This window comes from Amycolatopsis roodepoortensis (assembly GCF_024628825.1).
GTDB classification, from domain to species: domain Bacteria; phylum Actinomycetota; class Actinomycetes; order Mycobacteriales; family Pseudonocardiaceae; genus Amycolatopsis; species Amycolatopsis roodepoortensis.
In genome coordinates, this window is record NZ_CP102415.1 from 7,416,514 (window position 1) to 7,435,558 (window position 19,045).

Here is a 19,045-nt window from a genome sequence, read left to right on the forward strand (position 1 = left end):
AAATGAGTGACACCCCGGAGAAGGGCTGCCCCGTGGCCCACGACTCCGTGACCGCGCACGGTAGCGAGAGCGAGAACCCGGCGATCGATTCGCCGACGCCGAAGACGGGCGGCCGCCCGCGCACCAACAAGGACTGGTGGCCGAACCAGCTCGATCTGTCGGTGCTGCACGCCCACTCGCCGAAGGCCAACCCCCTCGGTGAGAACTTCAGCTACGCCAAGGAATTCGCCAAACTCGACGTCGAGGCCCTCAAACGGGACATCGTCGAGGTGCTCACCACCTCGCAGGACTGGTGGCCCGCCGACTTCGGCCACTACGGCGGCCTGATGATCCGGATGAGCTGGCACGCCGCGGGCACCTACCGCATCCACGACGGCCGTGGTGGCGCCGGAGACGGCGCGCAGCGCTTCGCCCCGCTCAACAGCTGGCCCGACAACGCCAACCTCGACAAGGCGCGGCGGCTGCTGTGGCCGGTCAAGGAGAAGTACGGCCAGCAGATCTCCTGGGCCGACCTGCTCGTGCTCGCCGGGAACGTCGCGCTGGAATCGATGGGGTTCAAGACTTTCGGCTTCGGCTTCGGCCGGGTGGACACCTGGGAGCCCGAGGAGATCTTCTGGGGTCCGGAAGACACCTGGCTGGGTGACGAGCGCTACGCCAGCGACTCCGAGATGGTGCCCGACGTCGGCGCGACCGAGATGGGGCTCATCTACGTCAACCCCGAGGGGCCCCGCGGCAACGCGGACCCGGCCGCGGCGGCGCATTTCATCCGGGAGACCTTCGCCAGGATGGCGATGAACGACGAGGAGACCGTCGCGCTCATCGCCGGCGGGCACACCTTCGGCAAGACCCACGGCGCCGGTATCGCCGACGACCACGTCGGCCCGGAACCCGAAGCCGCCCCGATCGAGACGCAGGGCCTCGGCTGGCTGAGCACCCACGGCAGCGGCAAGGGCGCCGACACGATCACCAGCGGTCTCGAAGTGACGTGGACCGACAAGCCGACGCAGTGGAGCAACCGGTTCTTCGAGATCCTCTTCGGCTACGAATGGGAGCTCACCACGAGCCCCGGCGGCGCGAAGCAGTACGTCGCCAAGGACGCCGAGGCGATCATCCCGGACGCGCACGACCCGGCCAAGAAGCACAAGCCGACCATGCTCACGACGGATCTGGCGCTGCGCGTCGACCCGGCGTACGAGAAGATCTCGCGCCGCTTCCTGGAGAACCCGGACGAGTTCGCCCTCGCCTTCGCCAAGGCCTGGTACAAGCTGCTGCACCGCGACATGGGCCCGGTCAGCCGCTTCCTTGGCCCGTGGGTCCCCGAGCCGCAGCTGTGGCAGGACCCGGTGCCGGAGGTCGACCACGAGCTCGTGGGGGACGCCGACATCGCCGCCCTCAAGGCGAAGGTGCTCGAATCCGGGCTCACGGTCGCCCAGCTGGTCGGCACGGCGTGGGCCTCCGCGGCGAGCTTCCGGTCCACCGACAAACGCGGCGGCGCGAACGGTGCCCGGATCCGCCTGGCGCCCCAGCGTGACTGGGAGGTCAACCGGCCGGAGGAGCTCAGGAGCGTCCTGGCGACGCTGGAAGGCATCCAGCGCGAGTTCAACGACGCCGGTGGCGCCAAGATCTCGCTGGCCGACCTGATCGTGCTGGCGGGCACGGCCGCCGTCGAGAAGGCCGCGCGCGACGCCGGCACCGAGGTGAGCGTGGCGTTCCACCCCGGCCGCACCGACGCCACGCAGGAGGACACCGACGTCGAGTCGTTCAAGCTGCTCGAACCGCGTGCCGACGGGTTCCGCAACCACCTGCGTCCCGGGGAGAAGCTGCAGCCGGAGGTCCTGCTCGTCGAGCGCGCCTACATGCTCGACCTGACCGCCCCGGAGATGACCGTCCTCGTCGGCGGCCTGCGTTCGCTCGGGATCACCGCCGGCGACACCCGCCACGGGGTCTTCACCGACCGGCCGGGCGTGCTCACCAACGACTTCTTCACCAACCTGCTCTCGCCGGGGACCAGGTGGAAGGTGTCGGAGTCCGAGGAGAACGTCTACGAGATCCGTGACGTCACCACGGACGACGTGAAGTGGACGGCCACCGCGGTCGACCTCGTCTTCGGCTCGAACTCCCAGCTGAGGGCGCTGTCCGAGGTCTACGCGGGGCAGGCCGCGCGCGAGCGGTTCGCCGCCGACTTCGCCAAGGCCTGGACCAAGGTCATGGAACTGGACCGGTTCGACCTCGCCTGAGGCCCTTGCGCGTGAAGGCCCCCTTCCCTCGGCTCAGCCGAGGGAAGGGGGCCTTCACGCGCTTCACGGAACGTCGAGCTCGGTGTGCCGGGTGGCGAGGGTGCGGGCGAGTTCGGCGAGCTTGACGTTGAGGTCCTGGGAGGTGCGGCGCAGCAGGTCGAAGGCCTCGTCGGCGGTCAGGCCGCGGCGTTGCATGAGGATCCCCTTCGCCTGCCCGATGACGTCACGCGATTCGACGGCCCGCCGGAGATGGCTCGCCTCCAGCTCCGCCCGGCTCACGGCTTTCGTGGCCGCCAGCGCGAGCGAGCCGTGGGTCGCGAGCAGCAACGCGGTGTCCTGTGCGCGCGAATCGAGCGCGCCGGGGCGGCGGCTGTAGATGTTCAGCGCGCCGGGCACCCTCGGCGGGGGCGCGTCGGGCACCATCACGGTGGACAGGATCGCGGTGTAACCCTCCCGCACGGCGGCCTGCGAGAAGTCCGGCCACCGCTTCTCCGCCTTCAGGTCCTCGCTGCGGATGTAACCGGGGCTTTCGCTGTCGGCGGCGTCGACGCACGGCCCCGTACCCGCGCGGTACTGCACCTGGTCGAGCGCCAGCGCCACTTCACCGGTCCAGACGGGGGTGTGGAAGGTCCCGTCCGGGGCGCGCAGGGTGACCGACACCAGGTCCGCGCCCGGGACGACCCGGTACGCGGCGTTGACGACCTGCTCCAGGACCTGGGCGGGCGTCGAGGCCGCCAGCAGCAGGCGCGTGAGCTCGACGAACTGCTCGGCCAGCGGGCCCGAGGACGGGCTCTCGCCGGAGCCGAAGCCGGCCTTGTCACGCTGCCACAGTCGTTCGTCCGCCATCACTGACCATCCACTCGTGTCCGCCGTCCCTCACCGGGTACCCTGCGGCGTCAGCCGCCAATCGAGAGTCCGATGTGGACAGTGCCTCAGGGGTCGACCCTTGCCCGGAGCAGGCAGAACACGTTTCCCTCGGGGTCGGCGAGCACATGCCACGACTCTTCCCCCGTCTGGCCGACGTCGGCGGGCCGCGCCCCGGCGGCGAGCAACCGCTCCAGTTCCGCGTCCTGATCGCGGTCGGTGGGGTTCACGTCGATGTGCAGGGGCAGCTTGCCCGGCTTCGGATCGTCGCTGCGGCTCAGGATCAACGTCGGCTGAGGTCCGCCGAAGCCGACACCGGGCGGCCCGATCTCGATGTCTTCGCCGTCCTTGCCGATTTCGACGTACCCGAGCACTTCGCACCAGAAGGCCGCCATCCGGACCGGGTCGGCGCAGTCGAGGATGAGTTCGGTGATACGGCAGGCCATACGGCGAGGATAGCCCGCCTTCGTCCGGAGCGGACCGTCCCGGTGCGACGGTTGCGGTCCCGTCCGCGCCCTTCTACCGTCGAGGAATGGCGATCGATACCGAAGCCGGGCAAGCCGCTCCTCTCGTCGTGGTCGAGGCGGCCCGCTCGGAAGCAGCGATCACCGTCGAGGTGGCGGGCGACATCGACATCGCGACCAGTTCCCGGCTCCGCGCCGAGCTCTTCGAGCTGCTGGCCGATGCCCCAGACGCCGCGGTGATCGACATGACCGGCGTCGGTTTCTGTGATTCCTCAGGTCTTTCCGTGCTGGTGCAGCTGAATCGTCACTGCCAGGAAGCCGGGATCGACCTGAGTCTCGCGCCGTCCAAGGTCCTGCGCCGGGCACTGGAGCTCACCGGGCTGTTGCCCACCTTGAAGGTGGCCGGAGCCTAAGCGACGACGCGGACCGTGCCCAGTTCGGGATCGGCGGCATCGTAGATGAACATGCCGGAGCGGACGCCGGTGTGGAGATAATCGATGATCGCGTCGGTGAACACCTCACCGGGCGCGATCGCCGGCACGCCCGGCGGGTAGGGGCTGACCATCTCGGCGCTCACGCGGCCCTCGGCCTTGTCGAGCGGCACATGCTCGGCGTCGGCGAAGAACGCGTCGCGGGGCAGCATCCGCATCTCCAGGGTCAGTTCGGCGGCGGAGGGCAGGTCGACCGCCGGCCGCCGCTCGAAATCGTGGCGGGACAGCCCCCGCAGGCCGCGTATCAGGGCGGACACCGTGTCCTCGTCGTCGGCGTGGGTGATCTGCACCGCGATCCGCCGGTGGTCGGACAGGCCGGTGTGCAGATGGCGTTCGGCGAGATGGTCGGCCGCCTGGTAACCGGTGATGCCGAGCCCGGCGACGTCTATCACGATCTTGAGGGGGTCGTGTTCGAACGCGAGCGGGTGGAATTCCGCGGCGAGCGCGTGCAGCCCGGGGATGTCTTCGATCTTCGCCCGCACGCGGGCGGCCAACGCGAGCGCGTCGCCCAGCAGTTCCTCGCCGTGCTCGACCATCTGCCTGCGCCAGCCGTCGAGGGAGGCGTACAGCAGGGCGGAGGTGCTCGTGGTGCCGAGGAGATCCTCCCTGGCCTTGAGCACGTCGGGGGAGACCCGCTCGCCCTGCAGGTGGAACACCGACGCCTGTTCGAGCCCGCCGCCCATCTTGTGCGTGCTCGTCACGCAGAGGTCGGCTTCGCCGTCCATCGCCCAGGTCGGCAGGTCGTCGTGGAACGGGTAGTGGGCGCCCCATGCCTCGTCGACGATCAGCGGCTTGTCCACCGCATGGCAGGCGCGGGCGACACCGCGGATGTCGGCGCAGGTGCCGTAGTCGGTCGGGGTGATCAGCAACATGCCCTTGACATCGGGCGCGGCCGCTAGCGCGGCTTCGACCTCCTCCGGGCCGGGAGGATGCGCGAGATGGTGCTCCTCGTCGTACCGGGGGCGGACCCAGACCGGGTGCACACCGCTGATCACCAGTCCGGCGACGACCGATTTGTGGGCGTTGCGGGACACCAGGAGTCGTTCACCCGGCCCGGCGACGGCGAGCATGGCGCTCTTGACCGAGAGTGAGCTCCCGCAGGTGGAGAAGAAGGTGTGCTCGGCGTCCACCGCGTCGGCCATCAGTTCCTGTGCCTGGCTGAGGATGCCGCGGGACATCCTGCGGTCGTCCAAACCGTTGAGGGTGAGCAGATCCGACGCGAACGCGTCACGGCCGAGCAGGTCCAGCACGCGCGGATCCGCGCCGCGGCCCTGTTTGTGACCCGGTGGGGTGAAGGCGAGCCCGCCCGCGCGGCGGTAGGCGTCGATGGCTTCCAGCACCGGTGCGCGCGAGTGGTCCATCCTGTCTCCGATCAGCGGCCGAGCGCGTTCTGCAGTTCCTTCTTGGTCATGCTGGACCGGCCCTTGATGTTGCGCTTCTTCGCTTCGTTGTAGAGCTGGTCCTTGGTCGGCCCGCCGGGACCCTTCCGGTTGCCGGACCGTTCGCCACCGCGTTTCTGCGGCGACTTGTCCTTGGTCGAGCTCTTGCTCGCGGTCTTGGATTCACCGGACTGGGCGCGGTTCTTGTTCACCGTGCGGGCGGCGATCTCCTCGGCGCGGCCGGTGCTCGCGCCGCGTTTCTTCTGAGAGGACTTGATGTGCTCGTACTGACGTTCGCGTTTGTCGCTCCAGCTCTGTTCAGGCACGGTTCCTCCTTCGCTCGTGACCTGCGGATACCCGTTCGCCCCGCCGGTCAATCGCAAGATCACCCGTCCAGGGCAGGGCGATGTTTACCGATTCCGCGGGCCGGGTATCGGTACGGCGACACGGGGAGAGGTGACTTTGGTGAACGCTACGTCGCTCATGGAAGACATCGATCACGTCGTCCTGCGGGAGGACGTGATGCCGGCTCCTCGCGCCCGCCGTACGCGGCGCAAGGACGATTACTCCCATTGCCGTCCCCTTTTCGACGAGATGGCGGCCCTGCCCGCCGGTCACCCGGAACGGGGGCGTCTTCGGGAACGCCTGATCCTCGAACTGCTGCCGATCGCCGAGCACATCGCCGTCCGGTTCAGTGGACGAGGACAGCCGCGGGAAGACCTGATCCAAGTGGCGCGGATCGGCCTCATGAAGGCCGTGGACCGGTTCGATCCGGGGCAGGGCGGGGAATTCCTCGCGTACGCGGTGCCGACGGTGATGGGCGAGGTGCGGCGGTTCTTCCGTGACACCGGCTGGGCGGTCCACGTCCCGCGCGGGATGCAGGAACTGCGCACCCGGCTTTCGCGGGCGACCACGGAACTGACCCAGACCCTCGGCCGCGCGCCGACCCCCACCGAACTCGCCGGGCATCTCGACGTGCACGTCGACACCGTCCGCGAAGGCCTGCTCGCCGCGAACAGCTACCAGACGTCGTCCCTCGACCGGCCGGTCAACGACGGCGAGGGTTCGCTTCCGCTGTCCGATGTGGTGGGAGAACTGGATTCCCGCTTCGAGCACATCGAGGATCGGCACACCGTGGTCCCGCTGCTCGAAAAGCTGCCGGAGCGGGAGCGGGCGATCGTCACGATGCGGTTCTTCGAGGGGATGACCCAGTCGCAGATCGCCGAACGCATCGGGATCTCCCAGATGCACGTTTCCCGGCTGCTCACGAAGATCCTGCAGGATCTGCGCGGCAGGCTCAGCGGCTGAACAACGCGCCGAGCCCCGGCCGGATCGGCGGGGCCCCCAGTGCGTGCAAGGAATCCCAGAGGGTGACGGCGGTGGCCGTCAGGACGGGTTTGCCGAGGGCCGTTTCGAGGTCTTCGAGCAACGGCGTCGTGTGCAGGGCCGTTTCGGGGATCAGCAGCGCCTCGGCCTCGTCGTGGTCGGCCGCCGCGGCGAGGGCGGTGATGCGGTCGCCGTCCCAGGCCGCGAGCGCCCGGTCCGAAGGCGCGTCGGCGGAGACCGAACGAACGGTGGAGACACCCGCCTCCGCGAGGAAATCGGCGAAGGTCGCGGTCGTGTCGCGGTGATAGACCGAGGCGAGCGCCACGCGCCCGGCGCCCAGGTGGGCGAGCGCGGTGAGGTACGCCAACGAGGTGCTGCGCGCGGGAACGCCGAGCCGCTCGCCGAGCACACGCGACTGTTCGAGCGCGCCGTCGAGGCCGCGCGTGAAGCTGCAACTGGAGCAGGCCCAGCTGACGACGTCCGGCGCCGTATCGAACCGTGCGGCGGCCACGAGACGGTCCGGTGCGCCGAGTTCGCGGACGGCCTCGTGTTTTCCGGCCGCGTCGAGGTCTTCGACGCGGCCGATGTCGTCTCCCCACGGGACGTAGGCGAAGTCCACGGCCAGATCCGGGCTCAGTTTTCCCGCCAGGGCGAGGAAATCGTCCTCACCGCAGTCCCGCGTCGGGTACAGCAGGCCGATCCTGGTCACGGCTCACTCCTTCCGGGTCGAAGCCCTTCGGAGGTACCCGACGCGAGCCGCGGTCACTCGTGAGAGGCGGGCACGACGCCGAATTCCGGCGGAGTGAGCTGCCCGACGCTGTGGTCGTCCTCGCGGACGGCCTTGAGGAAACGCGCGACCTGGGCCGGGCGCGGGGTGGCGGTCTTCCCGCCGAGGTAACGGAGAACGATGAGATCCTCGCCGGAGTGGGTCTCGATCGCCACGGCCCAGCCGTGGATCTCGTCCCACAGCAGGGCGACGTCGCGCTCCGGATGGGTGGGGAGCCGCTCGTCGAGCGCGACGTACGCCGAGACCGGGCTGTCGTGGTCGACGGTGCAGGATTCGAGGCCGACGCCGAGGACCTCGGTGACTTCGGCGAGATACCCCCACACGGCGTCGCGGGTGTGCGGGTGACGGACAGGCATGGTGAGCAACGAGGACTTCCCTTCCTCCCCGGCCTCGTCCGGTGCGGGCGCGGGCCCGCACCGGACGGGACACTCAGGCCTGGATCTCCTTGCGGTCGGACGCGGAACCGGTGATTTCGATGCGCCGGGGCTTGGCCTTCTCGGCGATCGGGATGCGCAGGGTCAGCACGCCCGCCTCGTAGCCGGCCGCGATGTTGTCGGTGTCGAGCGCGTCGCCGAGGAACAGCTGGCGGGAGAAGACGCCGAGCGGACGTTCGGAGACCTGCATCTGGACGTCCTTCCCGGCGAACGGCCGCCGCTCCGCCTTGACGGTCAGGACGTTGCGCTCGACGTCCAGCTCGATCGCGTCGGCGGAGACGCCGGGGAGGTCGAAGCAGACGACGAACTCGTCGCCTTCGCGGTACGCGTCCATCGGCATGGTGGCCGGCTTGGACCAGGTGCCCGGATTCGCGGCGCCGAACATGTGCTGGGTCAGCCTGTCCAGTTCGCGGAACGGGTCGGTGCGCATCAACATCGGGTTCCACCTCCTGGGTCGTCGTCTCTGGTGTCAACACGCACTACTGTTCTAACATGTCATCGAAACGATGACAACCACCAAGTCGTCGATTGGATGACAACCATGGACGAAGACCCCACCCTGACCGTGCGCAGCGTGCGCGACGTGGTGGCCGAGGCCCGTTCCGGTGTCGCGGAGCCGGAGCGGGTCCTGGCGGCGCTGACCGCGTTGAAGGCCGTCCGCGAGCAATTGGCGGCTTGGGAGCCGGAGCTGATCGCGGCCGCTCGCGCGGGCGGCACCAGCTGGACGGCGCTCGCCCCCGCGCTGGGGGTGGCGAGTCGTCAGGCGGCGGAGCGGCGGTTCCTGCGGTTGCGGCCGTCCGACGGCGGGGAGAGCACGGGGGAGGCGCGGGTCGACGCGGAACGCGACCGGCGGGCGGGTGATCGCGCGGTGGCCGAGTGGGCGCGGCGCAACTCGGCCATCCTGCGGCAGCTGGCGGGCCAGGCGGGCGCGCTCGACGGGTTGAACGCCAAGGCCAGGGAAAGCGCCGAACGGCTGAACGCGGTGCTCGGCGAGGACGACGTCACCGGTCTCCTGGCGCCGCTGGCCGACCTGCGCGCCCATCTGCCCCGCGAGCACACCGGCTTCGCCGAACGGCTGGGTGAGATCGGCATGCACACCGAACAGGTCCGGCGGTCCGCCGTCGACGACCGGAGGGATCGTCACTCTTCACGGTGAGGTGTGAACACGGCGCGGGACGGGTATCCGCTGTCGTCCGCCGAGTGAGCCGGAGGTCTTCGATGCTGGTCCGATCCGATTCCCTGCCGGCCGCTGACGTCGTCGAGCTGGCGTTGAAGGTGCTCGCCGCGGAAGGGTTGCACGGGCGAGCCGCGCAGGCGGCCCTCGAAGCGATGGCGCGGGAGCGGGGGCTGCCGGTCAAGCGGTGCGCCGCGCTCATCGTGGCGGCCGTGGACGGACGAGTGAACTGACGCCTGGTCGCGTGTTGCGAAAGCCACTTTCGCAACCTTCAACGTTGCGAAAGTGGCTTTCGCAACACGCGAGTGAGCCGTCCGGCGGTGGCGTGCGGGGCCCTCGGGTGCCGTTGTGGATGTCGCGAAAGCCACTTTCGGGACGTCTGATGTCCCGAAAGTGGCTTTCGCGACATCGGTCGCCACGCCCCCGAGTGCATGAAGGGCCCCTTCCTTGCGTCAGGCGCAGAGAAGGGGCCCTTCACGTACTCGGGTCGGCAGCCCTACTGGCAGGCTTCGCAGTCCGGGTCGTCGATGCGGCACGCGGCACCATCGGTGAGCGGGAAGTCGAAGTCGTCGAGCGCGGGGACGGCCAGAGCGGTTTCTTCCGGCGTGGCGGTGGCGGACATGTCACTCCCTTGGTACGGAACGGGTCTTATCTCTCTGTAGCGCTGAAGATCGCCCGTCATTCCGTGACGCGCGCCACAGCCGCGCGGAACAGCGACTCCGCGTCGTCCACCGCCTTGGCGAGGGCGTCCGGATCCGAGCGCAAACCCGCGACGACCGTGTCGATCTCGCGCAATCCGGCCCGCAGCAGCAGCCTTTTCTCGTTGGTGACCCACTCGCCGCGGGCCGCGAGGATCGCGTGCGCGGTCTCCATCGCGGCGGTGGCCAGCGCGCCCGCGACCTCCGTGGACTGCCCGCGCGGGACGAAGGCGCCGCGGGTGTACCGCAAGGTCAGGCCGGCGCGGCCTCGCCACATCGCCGGTGCTGTTTCCCGCAACGCTTCCGGGTAGTCCGGCCGCGGCAGGTCGCCGCGCAGCACGCGGTTGACCGCGAGTTCGGCGACGGGCAGGTAGCTCGGGACGCCCGCGAGGTGGAACATCAGCGGTTCCCAGTGAAACCGGCCTTCCCGCGCCTCGGCGAGATGGTGCTCGACGGAGCCGAGGTCGCGGTAGTGGACGTCGACGTGCCTGCCGTCGATCGTGAGCCAGGCACCGCCGTCGAACACGCCGCCGCCCCACGCGCCGAGTTCGGAGACCTCGCCGTCCCAGCCGACGGCCCGCAGGTCCGCCGGGTCGAAGCCGCCGCGGTAGTAGACGGCGAAATCCCAGTCGCTGCCGGGGTCGTTGGTGCCCTGCGCGCGCGACCCGCCGAGGGTGACGGCGTGCACCGCGGGAAGCGCGGCCAGGGTGTCGGCCACGTGGGTAAGGAAGGTGTCGTCGTTCATCGCGCGGACGAGTTTAGGGTCGGGCCCGCGTGGACGCGACCGGTTTTGAGCGCGCGAGAGCGTGTTCCCGGCCTTACGCTCGAAGGATGACCGCGATCCCAGGACGATTCCGCGCGCCGCTGGCGTTCCTCCCGTTCCTGGCCGCGGTCGCGGTGGTCGCGCTCGTCGGCGGGCTCGCCGCGTCCGGCGCCCGCTCTGTCTACAGTGGACTAGAGCTGCCGTCGTTCGCGCCGCCCGCGTGGTTGTTCGGTCCGGTGTGGACGGTGCTGTACCTCGCCATCGCGGTGTCCGGCTGGCTGTACTGGAAATCCGGTGGCGAACGCCGCGCTTTGAACTGGTACGTTCTCCAACTGGCCTTGAACGCCGCGTGGACGCCGCTGTTCTTCGCGGCAGGCGCCTACGGCCTGGCCCTCGCCGACATCGTCCTGCTCGACGCCGCGATCGTCGTCACCGCCCTGTACTTCCGCCGGTCCTCCCGGGTTTCGGCCGCGTTGCTGGTGCCGTACCTCGCCTGGACGCTGTACGCGACGGCGCTCACCGCCGCGATCGTCGTGCTCAACTGACCCCGAGCGGCAACGTGGCGGCCACTCCCTTGGCGTGCCTGCCGTCGAGCCGGTCGAGGGTGAGCCCGCCCCGGCGGGCGGCGAGTTCCAGGTCCCGCACCGCGTGTTCCACCGCGTGCGTCCCCGCGGCGGCGATCCGGATCGAGGCGCTGACGTGCGGTTCGGTCTCGGCGGCGCCCCGGCGGGCGGTCACGGCGAGCGTCACCGCGGCTCCGGGGGCGGCGGCGAGCAGACGGCGCGAGAGGTCCGCCGTGAGGACCGGGGAAAGCGCGTCCCAGCCGTCGAGGCGGAACGTCGCCTGGCAGATCGGGCCGCTGTGCCAGTACCGCCAGTCCTCGCGGATACGCGCCCGGCCCGCCGTGACGTGCGCCAGCGAGGCGAGTACGCCGAGGACCTCGTTTTCGGCGAGTGCCCGCACCGGCAGGCCGTCGCGACGGAGTTGCCGCCGCACCCGCCGGACCGTGTTCCCCAGCGCCTGCCGCACGTCCGCGTCGCGGTGGACGTCGACGGTGCGCAGCGCCTGCAACGCGACCCAGCCCCGCGGCGGCCGTGAACGGTCCGCGCCGACGTGGTGGATGACCTGCGCGGCGACGTCCGACGCCTGTTCGCGGGCGGGCGGCAGCAGCGTGAGCGGTGCGGGCATCGGCAGCTCGCGGGCGGCCGATTTCGGTTGCAGCACAGCGGTGACCCCGTCGGCGCGGCTGACCATGAACACCGTCTCGTCGCCGATCTCGCCCGCGGTCCCCGTCGCTTCCGGCGACAGCAGGCGCAGCAGCGCCCGGCCGGCCTCGCCCGCGTTCCGGAGATCCCGGTCGCGGTCACGCGTCAGATAGCCGGACGCCGAACCGAGCCAGGCGTAGAGCCAGCGTCCGCGGATCCGCACGGCGGTCAGCGCGAGGACCACGACGGCGGCGGTGACCACCGCGGCCGCCAGCGGCCATGGCCGCCCCGCCACCAGGACGAGCGCGACGAGGACGAGTTGCCAGCAGACGATCTGCGGCACCCCGATCCCGCCGAACCGGCCGGAACGCCGCACTGGGACGGGCTCCGGGGGACTCGGCCGTGGCGCACCGGGCATCGGGGCGGGGACGGGTACCGCCGCGAACCCCCGCGGCCGCTGCTCCGCCTGGCGAGCGGCGGTGAGTGCGGCCAGCGCGGCTTCACGGGCGGCGGCCCGCGCGGCGGGCGCGGCGTAGGCGAGCGGATCGGGCGTGGCCGCGGTCCGCGGGACGGCAGGTCCCGCTTGGGGAAGCGGTGGAGGCGGCGCCTGGTACCGCCCGCCCGTCCTGGCCGCGCCGAGATCGGTCATCGTCGTGCCTCCTCAAGCTGTGTCGCCCCAGCGTCCCCGGCGAACATGAGGTTTCGATGACAAGCGACCGCGAGGCCGCGACAGGCTGTTTCATCGAAATTTCATGGTCGCTCTCTAGCTTGATCGCGTGAACACCGAGAAGCGGTTCAGCGCGGTGGCCAGGACGCGGATGGCCGTGGCGCTGGTGGTCGCGGGCTGCCTGGCGCTGGTCGGCCTCGCCGTGACCGGACAGGCGGCGACCCCGGAACGGCTGGAGTTCGTCCAGGTCGGTCACTGGGTCTACAACGACGCCGCGCAGTCCGCGTTCCACGTCGACGGTTCGACGAACCGCGTCGACGCGCGCGCGGACGTGCCCGGCGCGAACGGCAGCCAGGTCGCGCAGGGGGACGGTTCCGGTTACGTGGTCGAGCGGAACCGCATCACGGAGTTCGACAAGGCGACCTTGAGCGTGGAGGAATCCGTGCCGCCGCCCGCGCCGGAAACACCGTTCGTGCTGGAGATCGCGGGCGGCCCGTACCTGGTCTACCGCAACGCCGGCCAGATCGTGCGGCTCGGGGACCCGGCCGCGACAGTGCCCGCAGGGGGGCCACTGTCCCGGCCGGTCGCGACGACCGAGGGAACCGTGTGGACGCACCGCGTCGACAACGGGTCGGTCTGCGAGCTGCCCAAGGGCGCCGCCGTCATGGCCTGCCCCGCGCAGCTCCCGCCAGGGCACGGCGGCGGGCTCACCCTCGTCGGCGACCGGCCGGTCGTGCTCGACACCACCGGCGACAGCCTCCACCGCGTCGGCCCGGACGGGCTCGGCGACGCGCTTCCGCTCGGTATCAAGCTTTCGCCGTCGGCGCAGGTCGCGAACAGCGCGGTCGGCGACCGGCTGGCCATCGCCGACCCGGAGCGCAACCAGCTCCACCTCATCGACATCAGCGGCCTCGACGAGGACCGCCCGTCCGCGAAGCCGATTTCGGTCGAGCTGTCCAAGGGCAGCCGCTTCAACGGCCCGCTCTCGTCGTCGAACGTCGTCGCCATGGTCGACGAGACCCGCGGCGAGGTGCTGACCTACGACGCCACCGGCAAGCTCCGGTCCACCACGAAGGTGCCGGGCCAGGGAACGGCGCCGAGGCTGGCCAAGGGCGAGGACAACCGGATCTACGTCGACAGCTCCGACGGCTCGCACGTGCTGGTCGTCAACGGCGACGACGGCACGGTGGTCGACGTCGACGTCGACAAGGCGGCCAGCAGCCAGACCGCGGGCGCGCCGTCGGCCGGTCCGGAACCGTCCGGGGACCAGCCCGCGCCGCCGCCGCAACAGCAGCAGGCTCCGCCGAACACCCAGCAGGCGCCGCCCCCGCCGGTGGCGAAGGCGACTCCGCCCGGCGCTCCGAGGAAGGTGGGCGCGACGTCCGGGGACGGCTCGATCAAGGTCTCGTGGAGCCCGGCCGCGGACAACGGCGCGCGGATCACCGGCTACCGGGTGACCTGGACCGGAGGCTCCATGCGAGTCGGGGGATCGTCACGAGGGGCGACGATTTCCGGGCTGACCAACGGAACCCCGTACGTGATCACCGTCGTCGCGGAGAACTCGGCGGGCATCGGCCCTGGCGCAAGTGCCAAAGCGGTCATCCCAGGACCCGCGAACCGGCCGGCCGGCGCGCCCGCGGTCACCGCGAACGCCACCGCGGCCGGGAACGTTTCGGTGAGGTGGACCCAGCCCGACCTCCGCGGTGGCACCCTGGTGCATTACCTGGTCAGCGTGACGGGCAAGGGACAGCGCACGGTTTCGAGCACGTCCGCGGACTTCACCGGCGTCACCGGCACCGCGACCGTCACGGTCCGCGCGGTGACGAAGTTCGGTTCGGGAGCGGAGGTCAACGGCGCCACCGGCAGCCGGAAGATCACCGTCCCGGTGGCCTCGGGGCCGCCGACCATCACGATCACCCAGGTTCGGGGTAAGGACAACGCCCTGTACGTTTCCGTGAACGTCGACGGGAAGGGCGTTCCCGCGACCTGCACGGCCGAGTTCTTCAGCGAGACCAAGCCGACGGCCTGTTCCGGGGCCACGACCCTGACCATCCCCAGCGTCGCCTGGGTCGGTGCCATCACGATCACCGCGACCGTCAAGACCTCCGCGGGTACCGCCTCGGACACCTGGCGAGGTGTGCCCACGGTGAACGGCGGCGCGCTGGTGTGGCTCGGCCCGCTGGCACTGGTCGGCCTGCGCCGACGAAAGGAAAAGGAAATTCTGTGACGCTCACACCCAGGGTCGCCTACGAGCAGATCGCCGAGAACGTGCAATCGGTGGTGCGCGGTAAACCGGAGGTCGTCCGGCTCACCGTGGCGGCACTGTTCGCCGAGGGGCATCTGCTGATGGAGGACGTGCCCGGCGTCGGGAAGACGACGATCGCGCGCTGCGTCGCCGCCAGCATCGGCGGCCGGTGGAGCCGGATCCAGTTCACCCCCGACCTGCTGCCCGGCGACATCACCGGCGTGATGGTCTACCACCAGAACGCCGAACGCTTCCAGTTCCACCCCGGCGGCATCTTCGCCAACGTGGTGCTGGCGGACGAGATCAACCGGGGCACGCCGAAGACGCAGGCCGCGCTGCTGGAGGTGATGGCCGAACGCCGCGTCACCGTCGATTCGGTCGGCCAGGCGGTGCCGAGGCCGTTCCTCGTGGTGGCCACGCAGAACCCGATCGAGCTGGAGGGCACCTACCGGCTGCCCGAGGCGCAGCTGGACCGGTTCCTCATGCGTATCTCGGTCGGCTACCCGGATGTGGAATCCGAGATGCGCGTGGTCATGGGGGACTGCGCCGGGGTGACGCCGGACGAACTCAAGCCGGTGCTGAGCATCGCCGACGTCCAGTCGGTCATCGACGAGGTCCGGAAGTCCCATCTGGCACCGGAAATCGTCAACTACGCGGTCCGGCTGGCCGCGTCGAGCCGGTCGCATCCGGACGTCCGCTATGGTGCGAGCCCGCGCGGCAGCATCGCGCTGATCCGTGCGGCGCAAGGGCTCGCGGCCACGTTCGGCCGCGACTTCGTCACCCCCGACGACGTCAAGGACGTCGCGCATCCGGTGCTCGACCACCGGCTCGTGCTGACCGCCGACGCGGAACTCAACCAGCGGCGGACCGCCGACATCGTCGACGAACTCCTGGGCGCGACGGCCGCTCCCATGGCCGCGATGGGGAGGTAGGCGTGCGGCTCACCCGCCGCGGCGTCATCGTGCTGGCCTTCGCCGCCGGGTCCTACGCCCTCGGCGAACTGGCCGGGTACCCGTTTTTCCGTGCCATCGGGGGGATCGCCGCGGGCGCGGTGCTGATCGCACTGGTCACCACCAGGTTCCGGCCGCGGGTGGAGATCGGCCGGACCGTCCAGCCGGACCGGGTCGAACGGGGGAAACCCGCGCTGGCCTCGCTCGTCGTGCGCAACCCCGGTTCGCGGCGGCACGGCGGTTTCGCCGCGGGGGACGGGATCGGGACGGAAACGCACCGCCTGCGGGTCCGCCCGCTCGCGCCCGGCGCCGAAGCGACGTACCACTACGAGCTTCCGACGACGAAACGCGGGAAACTGCGCGTCGGGCCGCTCGTGGTGCACCGGCCCGACCTGTTCGATCTCGCCCGCGGCGACTCGACCGTCGGGGATTCCGCGTGGTTGTGGGTGCATCCGCGACGGCACGCGGTGCGCGCTGCGCAGGCCGGGCATCCGAGGCACCACCACGAAGGCCCGATCACCGACCCGCCGCTGCGCGGTTCGGCGGATCTGCGCGCGGTGCGGGAGTACGTGATCGGCGACGAGGTCCGGCATCTGCACTGGAAGGCGACGGCAAGGACCGGACGCCTCATGGTGCGCGAGTACGCCGACCCCGCCCAGCCCCGGTTCACCACCGTGCTCGACACGCGGCCCGCGTCGATGACCCCCGCCGTTTTCGAAGAGGCCGTCGAGGTGGCGGCCTCCCTGTTCTACGCGTCGGCGTCGTCGGGGCAGCACTGCCGCCTGATCACCTCCGCCGGCGCGGACACGCTGACCGACAGCGGGGTGCGCGCGGCGAGGACGCTGCTGGACGAACTCGCGCTCGTCACGCAGGACGCGGCGGACGACGCCCCGTTGCTGCCCTCGGCGCTCGCCGCCGCCGAACGCCCCGGCGGGGTGCTCGTGGTGGTCACCGGCCCGGACGCCGACCTCGGCCACGCGGCCCGCTGGCGGCCCGACACGGTGGTCCGGCTCGGTGATCTCAGGCCGTCGGCCGGCTCCGGCGGCGTGATCGTCGCGGTCGACGCCGCGGGCGCCGCGGCCCAATGGAACTCCTTGGCGGGGAAGGCATGAGCGCCCGATTCGATCGGCTCGCGGTCGCCGGCCTGCTCGGCGCGACGGGGGTCGCCGGGCTGCTGTTCGCGCCCGTGTTCGGCTGGGCGGAACTGCTCGTGCCGGTGCTCGTGGTCGTCCTGATCGCGTACGGCTGCGTCGAACTGACCGCCAGGTTCCCCAAACTGTCACCGTATCGGCCGCTGCTCGTCGCGGTACTCGGTCTGCTCGGGCTGATCGAGACGGTCTTGACGTCGACGACGCTCGCCGCGCTGCCGACCGGCGCTTCGTTGCGCGGGCTGACGCGCGGCTTCACCGAGGGCTGGCGGCTCACGTTGCAGTCCACCTGGCCGGCGCTGCCGGTCCCCGAACAGCTGCTGTTCGTCCCGCTGTCGGTGCTGCTCGCCGTCGTGCTCGGGCTGGAAGTGCTGCTGCGGCTGGGCAAACCGCTCGTGGCGCTCGTGCCGAGCCTGGCCGTCGCCGGGCTCGCGCAGGCGTATCAGGCGTCGACGGGACTCGTCGCGGTGGCGGCCGCGCTGGGGTACGCGCTGCCCGCCGGTCTCCTGCTGTGGTCGGGGCGCCGCGTCCGGTCCGTGAGCCGGGCACCCGGCGTGCCGCGTTCGTGGCGGGTGACGGGGTCGGCGGTGTGGCCCACACTGTCCACTGTGGTCGCACTGGTCGCCGGGTCGGTCGCGTTCGCCGCGCTCGATCCGGTCGGCCGGGATCCGCTGACGCTCAAGGACACCCAGGCCGCGCCGCCGCCGAGGAGCAGGATGGGCAACCCGCTGGACGAGATCGCCCAGCGGCTCATCCAGCCCGGCGAGGAGGTGTTCCGCTACCGCGGCGACGCCCCGGTCGACCAGTGGCGCCTGATCGTGCTCAACGGTTTCGACGGCGCGAACTGGCTGTCCGATTCCCGGCTCCACCGGCTCGGCGCGGGTCTGGAGGGTGCTCCGGGCGGTGCGGGTGGCAGCGCCGAGCTCAAAGTGCGCGGGCTTTCGGGTCCCTGGCTGCCGAGCCATCAGGATCTGACCGGGGTGGACGGGGTGACCCCGTTGGTGGACCAGGCCGCGGGCACGCTGATGCTGGAATCGCCGTCGACGACCTCGGTGCGGGACTACCGGCTCACCTGGTCCTCACCCGAGGTCGATCTCGGTGCAGGCGAAGTCGACGCGCGCGCACCGGGCGGGCTCGGCGGACTCGGCACGGTGCCGCCCGACGTCGAGCAGGTGGCGAAGGACGCGGTGCGCGGGCTGCGCCCGACGTTCCAGTCCGCATTGCAGCTGGAACGGTTCCTCAGCACGAACTACCAGGTCGCGACGGGCACGGAGGAGCTGCCGACCGGGCACGGCTGGCCGCAGCTCCGGCACTTCCTGCTGGAGAGCAAGCGGGGGACGAGCGAGCAGTTCGCCGCCGCGTACGTGGTCCTGGCGCGGATGAGCGGTATCCCGGCACGGCTCGTCGTCGGATTCCGGGGCAACGCCGAGAAAGACGGCGACACGCACGTCGTCCGGAACCGCGATGTCCTGGCGTGGCCCGAAGTCGCGGTCACCGGGGCGGGCTGGGTCGCGCTCGACCCCACCGCCGCGGCCGTGGGATCGAGCCGGAACCAGGCGGGTCCCGGCAAGGCCGTCGCCAAAGCTAGGGCCCAGCTGCCCGCCGAACAGCAGCTGCGGCCGCCGCAGCTGCCGCCGGGTACGCAGCCCGACTCCGCCGAAGACCAGAGCGCGGAAGCGGGGGTGAGCTGGTGGTGGCCCGCTCTCGTCGGCACGATCGTCCTTTTAGGACTCCTGTGGCTGGTGGGGGTGCCGGTGGCGAAGGTGATCCGCGCTCGACGTCGTCGCCGCCGGTCCGGTGAGGAAGGCGTGCTCGGCGCCTGGGACGAGATCCGCGACCGGCTGCGCGCGCACGGCGTGCCGTTCCGGATCGGGATGACCCCGCGCGATCTCGCCGAATCGGCCGGATCGCTTGCCGGGGAAGGGATCCGTGAGCCGGTCGCCCGGCTGGCCAAGGTGCTGGACGTGACGCTGTGGTCCGGCGTCCCGGTGGGCGACGGCGCGGTCCGGCGGGCGTGGCAGGAGGTCGCCGAGGTACGCCGGGGCCTGGCCACCAGACCGTTCGCGGCTCGGGTGCTGGCGGCACTCGAGCCGCGGACCCTGGTGCCGGTCAAGGGCCGTAAAGAGGGCTGAAGGTGGCGTGTCGCGAAAGCCACTTTCAGGACATCAGACGTCCCGAAAGTGGCTTTCGCGACACGGCCGGGCCTGTTCCGG

Annotated in this window: 20 protein-coding genes; 10 read left to right on the forward strand and 10 right to left on the reverse strand. The window is 71.0% G+C overall.

The genetic code is table 11. From position 1 onward, the window contains the following. Positions 1–2: 2 nt before the first annotated feature. A complete protein-coding gene (gene katG / locus NQK81_RS35720) occupies positions 3–2,237 on the forward strand; it encodes a catalase/peroxidase HPI (protein WP_257485003.1) in 2,235 nt (744 codons plus the stop codon). Positions 2,238–2,300: 63 nt separating this feature from the next. Here the strand turns inward: katG and NQK81_RS35725 are convergent, their stop codons facing one another. Then, on the reverse strand, positions 2,301–3,083 hold the full coding sequence (locus NQK81_RS35725) for a GAF and ANTAR domain-containing protein (protein ID WP_257485004.1): 783 nt from the start codon (positions 3,081–3,083) through the stop codon (positions 2,301–2,303). Positions 3,084–3,169: 86 nt separating this feature from the next. Continuing rightward, positions 3,170–3,547 carry a VOC family protein gene (locus tag NQK81_RS35730; RefSeq protein WP_126734427.1) on the reverse strand — a complete coding sequence of 126 codons (378 nt, stop codon included), beginning with the start codon at positions 3,545–3,547 and terminating at the stop codon, positions 3,170–3,172. Positions 3,548–3,633: 86 nt separating this feature from the next. Here NQK81_RS35730 and NQK81_RS35735 point away from each other — a divergent pair, with 86 nt between their 5' ends. Next, complete coding sequence (locus NQK81_RS35735) at positions 3,634–3,978, forward strand: STAS domain-containing protein (protein ID WP_126734426.1); 345 nt, start codon at positions 3,634–3,636, stop codon at positions 3,976–3,978. Here NQK81_RS35735 and NQK81_RS35740 read toward each other — a convergent pair. Next, positions 3,975–5,417, reverse strand: coding sequence for an aminotransferase class I/II-fold pyridoxal phosphate-dependent enzyme (locus tag NQK81_RS35740; RefSeq protein WP_257485005.1), 1,443 nt, complete (start codon positions 5,415–5,417; stop codon positions 3,975–3,977). The two genes, NQK81_RS35735 and NQK81_RS35740, sit on opposite strands and share 4 nt — an antisense overlap. Before the next feature lie 11 nt (positions 5,418–5,428). Then, positions 5,429–5,761, reverse strand: a complete 333-nt coding sequence (locus NQK81_RS35745) for a plasmid stabilization protein (protein ID WP_126734424.1) — start codon at positions 5,759–5,761, stop codon at positions 5,429–5,431. A gap of 196 nt (positions 5,762–5,957) precedes the next feature. On the opposite strand from NQK81_RS35745, the gene NQK81_RS35750 reads away from it, so the two are divergent. Further along, complete coding sequence (locus NQK81_RS35750; RefSeq protein WP_257489914.1) at positions 5,958–6,743, forward strand: SigB/SigF/SigG family RNA polymerase sigma factor; 786 nt, start codon at positions 5,958–5,960, stop codon at positions 6,741–6,743. Here NQK81_RS35750 and NQK81_RS35755 read toward each other — a convergent pair. The 3 genes from NQK81_RS35755 to NQK81_RS35765 form a co-directional block, all read right to left on the reverse strand. After that, entirely contained in the window at positions 6,733–7,470 is a 738-nt protein-coding gene (locus NQK81_RS35755) for a maleate cis-trans isomerase family protein (RefSeq protein WP_257485006.1), read from the reverse strand. The genes NQK81_RS35750 and NQK81_RS35755 overlap by 11 nt on opposite strands. 53 nt (positions 7,471–7,523) lie before the next feature. After that, a complete protein-coding gene (locus tag NQK81_RS35760) occupies positions 7,524–7,904 on the reverse strand; it encodes a DUF6292 family protein (RefSeq protein ID WP_257485007.1) in 381 nt (126 codons plus the stop codon). Positions 7,905–7,977: 73 nt separating this feature from the next. Further along, on the reverse strand, positions 7,978–8,418 hold the full coding sequence (locus tag NQK81_RS35765; protein WP_257485008.1) for an Hsp20/alpha crystallin family protein: 441 nt from the start codon (positions 8,416–8,418) through the stop codon (positions 7,978–7,980). A gap of 105 nt (positions 8,419–8,523) precedes the next feature. Between NQK81_RS35765 and NQK81_RS35770 the strand changes: the two genes are divergently transcribed. Together NQK81_RS35770 and NQK81_RS35775 are read left to right on the forward strand one after the other, a co-directional pair. Then, positions 8,524–9,138: an HSP18 transcriptional regulator gene (locus tag NQK81_RS35770; protein WP_257485009.1), complete on the forward strand. Its 615-nt coding sequence runs from the start codon at positions 8,524–8,526 to the stop codon at positions 9,136–9,138. A 62-nt stretch (positions 9,139–9,200) separates the two neighbouring features. Continuing rightward, on the forward strand, positions 9,201–9,389 hold the full coding sequence (locus tag NQK81_RS35775) for a hypothetical protein (RefSeq protein WP_257485010.1): 189 nt from the start codon (positions 9,201–9,203) through the stop codon (positions 9,387–9,389). Positions 9,390–9,652: 263 nt separating this feature from the next. On the opposite strand, the gene NQK81_RS35780 is transcribed toward NQK81_RS35775, so the two are convergent. Together NQK81_RS35780 and NQK81_RS35785 are read right to left on the reverse strand one after the other, a co-directional pair. After that, a complete protein-coding gene (locus tag NQK81_RS35780; RefSeq protein WP_007031507.1) occupies positions 9,653–9,778 on the reverse strand; it encodes a hypothetical protein in 126 nt (41 codons plus the stop codon). Positions 9,779–9,834: 56 nt separating this feature from the next. Further along, positions 9,835–10,599 carry a nucleotidyltransferase domain-containing protein gene (locus NQK81_RS35785; protein WP_257485011.1) on the reverse strand — a complete coding sequence of 255 codons (765 nt, stop codon included), beginning with the start codon at positions 10,597–10,599 and terminating at the stop codon, positions 9,835–9,837. Between the two features lie 86 nt (positions 10,600–10,685). On the opposite strand from NQK81_RS35785, the gene NQK81_RS35790 reads away from it, so the two are divergent. Then, positions 10,686–11,162, forward strand: coding sequence for a TspO/MBR family protein (locus NQK81_RS35790; protein ID WP_257485012.1), 477 nt, complete (start codon positions 10,686–10,688; stop codon positions 11,160–11,162). Here NQK81_RS35790 and NQK81_RS35795 read toward each other — a convergent pair. Then, on the reverse strand, positions 11,155–12,471 hold the full coding sequence (locus NQK81_RS35795; protein WP_257485013.1) for a type VII secretion protein EccE: 1,317 nt from the start codon (positions 12,469–12,471) through the stop codon (positions 11,155–11,157). The two genes, NQK81_RS35790 and NQK81_RS35795, sit on opposite strands and share 8 nt — an antisense overlap. A gap of 127 nt (positions 12,472–12,598) precedes the next feature. Between NQK81_RS35795 and NQK81_RS35800 the strand changes: the two genes are divergently transcribed. The 4 genes from NQK81_RS35800 to NQK81_RS35815 are packed head-to-tail and all read left to right on the forward strand — an operon-like array spanning position 12,599 to position 18,964. Beyond that, complete coding sequence (locus NQK81_RS35800) at positions 12,599–14,716, forward strand: fibronectin type III domain-containing protein (RefSeq protein ID WP_257485014.1); 2,118 nt, start codon at positions 12,599–12,601, stop codon at positions 14,714–14,716. Then, on the forward strand, positions 14,713–15,666 hold the full coding sequence (locus NQK81_RS35805) for an AAA family ATPase (protein ID WP_126734414.1): 954 nt from the start codon (positions 14,713–14,715) through the stop codon (positions 15,664–15,666). Before NQK81_RS35800 ends, NQK81_RS35805 begins: the two co-directional genes overlap by 4 nt. A 2-nt stretch (positions 15,667–15,668) precedes the next feature. After that, on the forward strand, positions 15,669–16,796 hold the full coding sequence (locus NQK81_RS35810; RefSeq protein ID WP_257485015.1) for a DUF58 domain-containing protein: 1,128 nt from the start codon (positions 15,669–15,671) through the stop codon (positions 16,794–16,796). Next, positions 16,793–18,964 (forward strand): transglutaminase TgpA family protein, encoded by a 2,172-nt coding sequence (locus NQK81_RS35815; RefSeq protein WP_257485016.1) that lies wholly within the window; start codon positions 16,793–16,795, stop codon positions 18,962–18,964. The genes NQK81_RS35810 and NQK81_RS35815 overlap by 4 nt, the downstream gene beginning before the upstream one ends. Positions 18,965–19,045 lie beyond the last annotated feature (81 nt).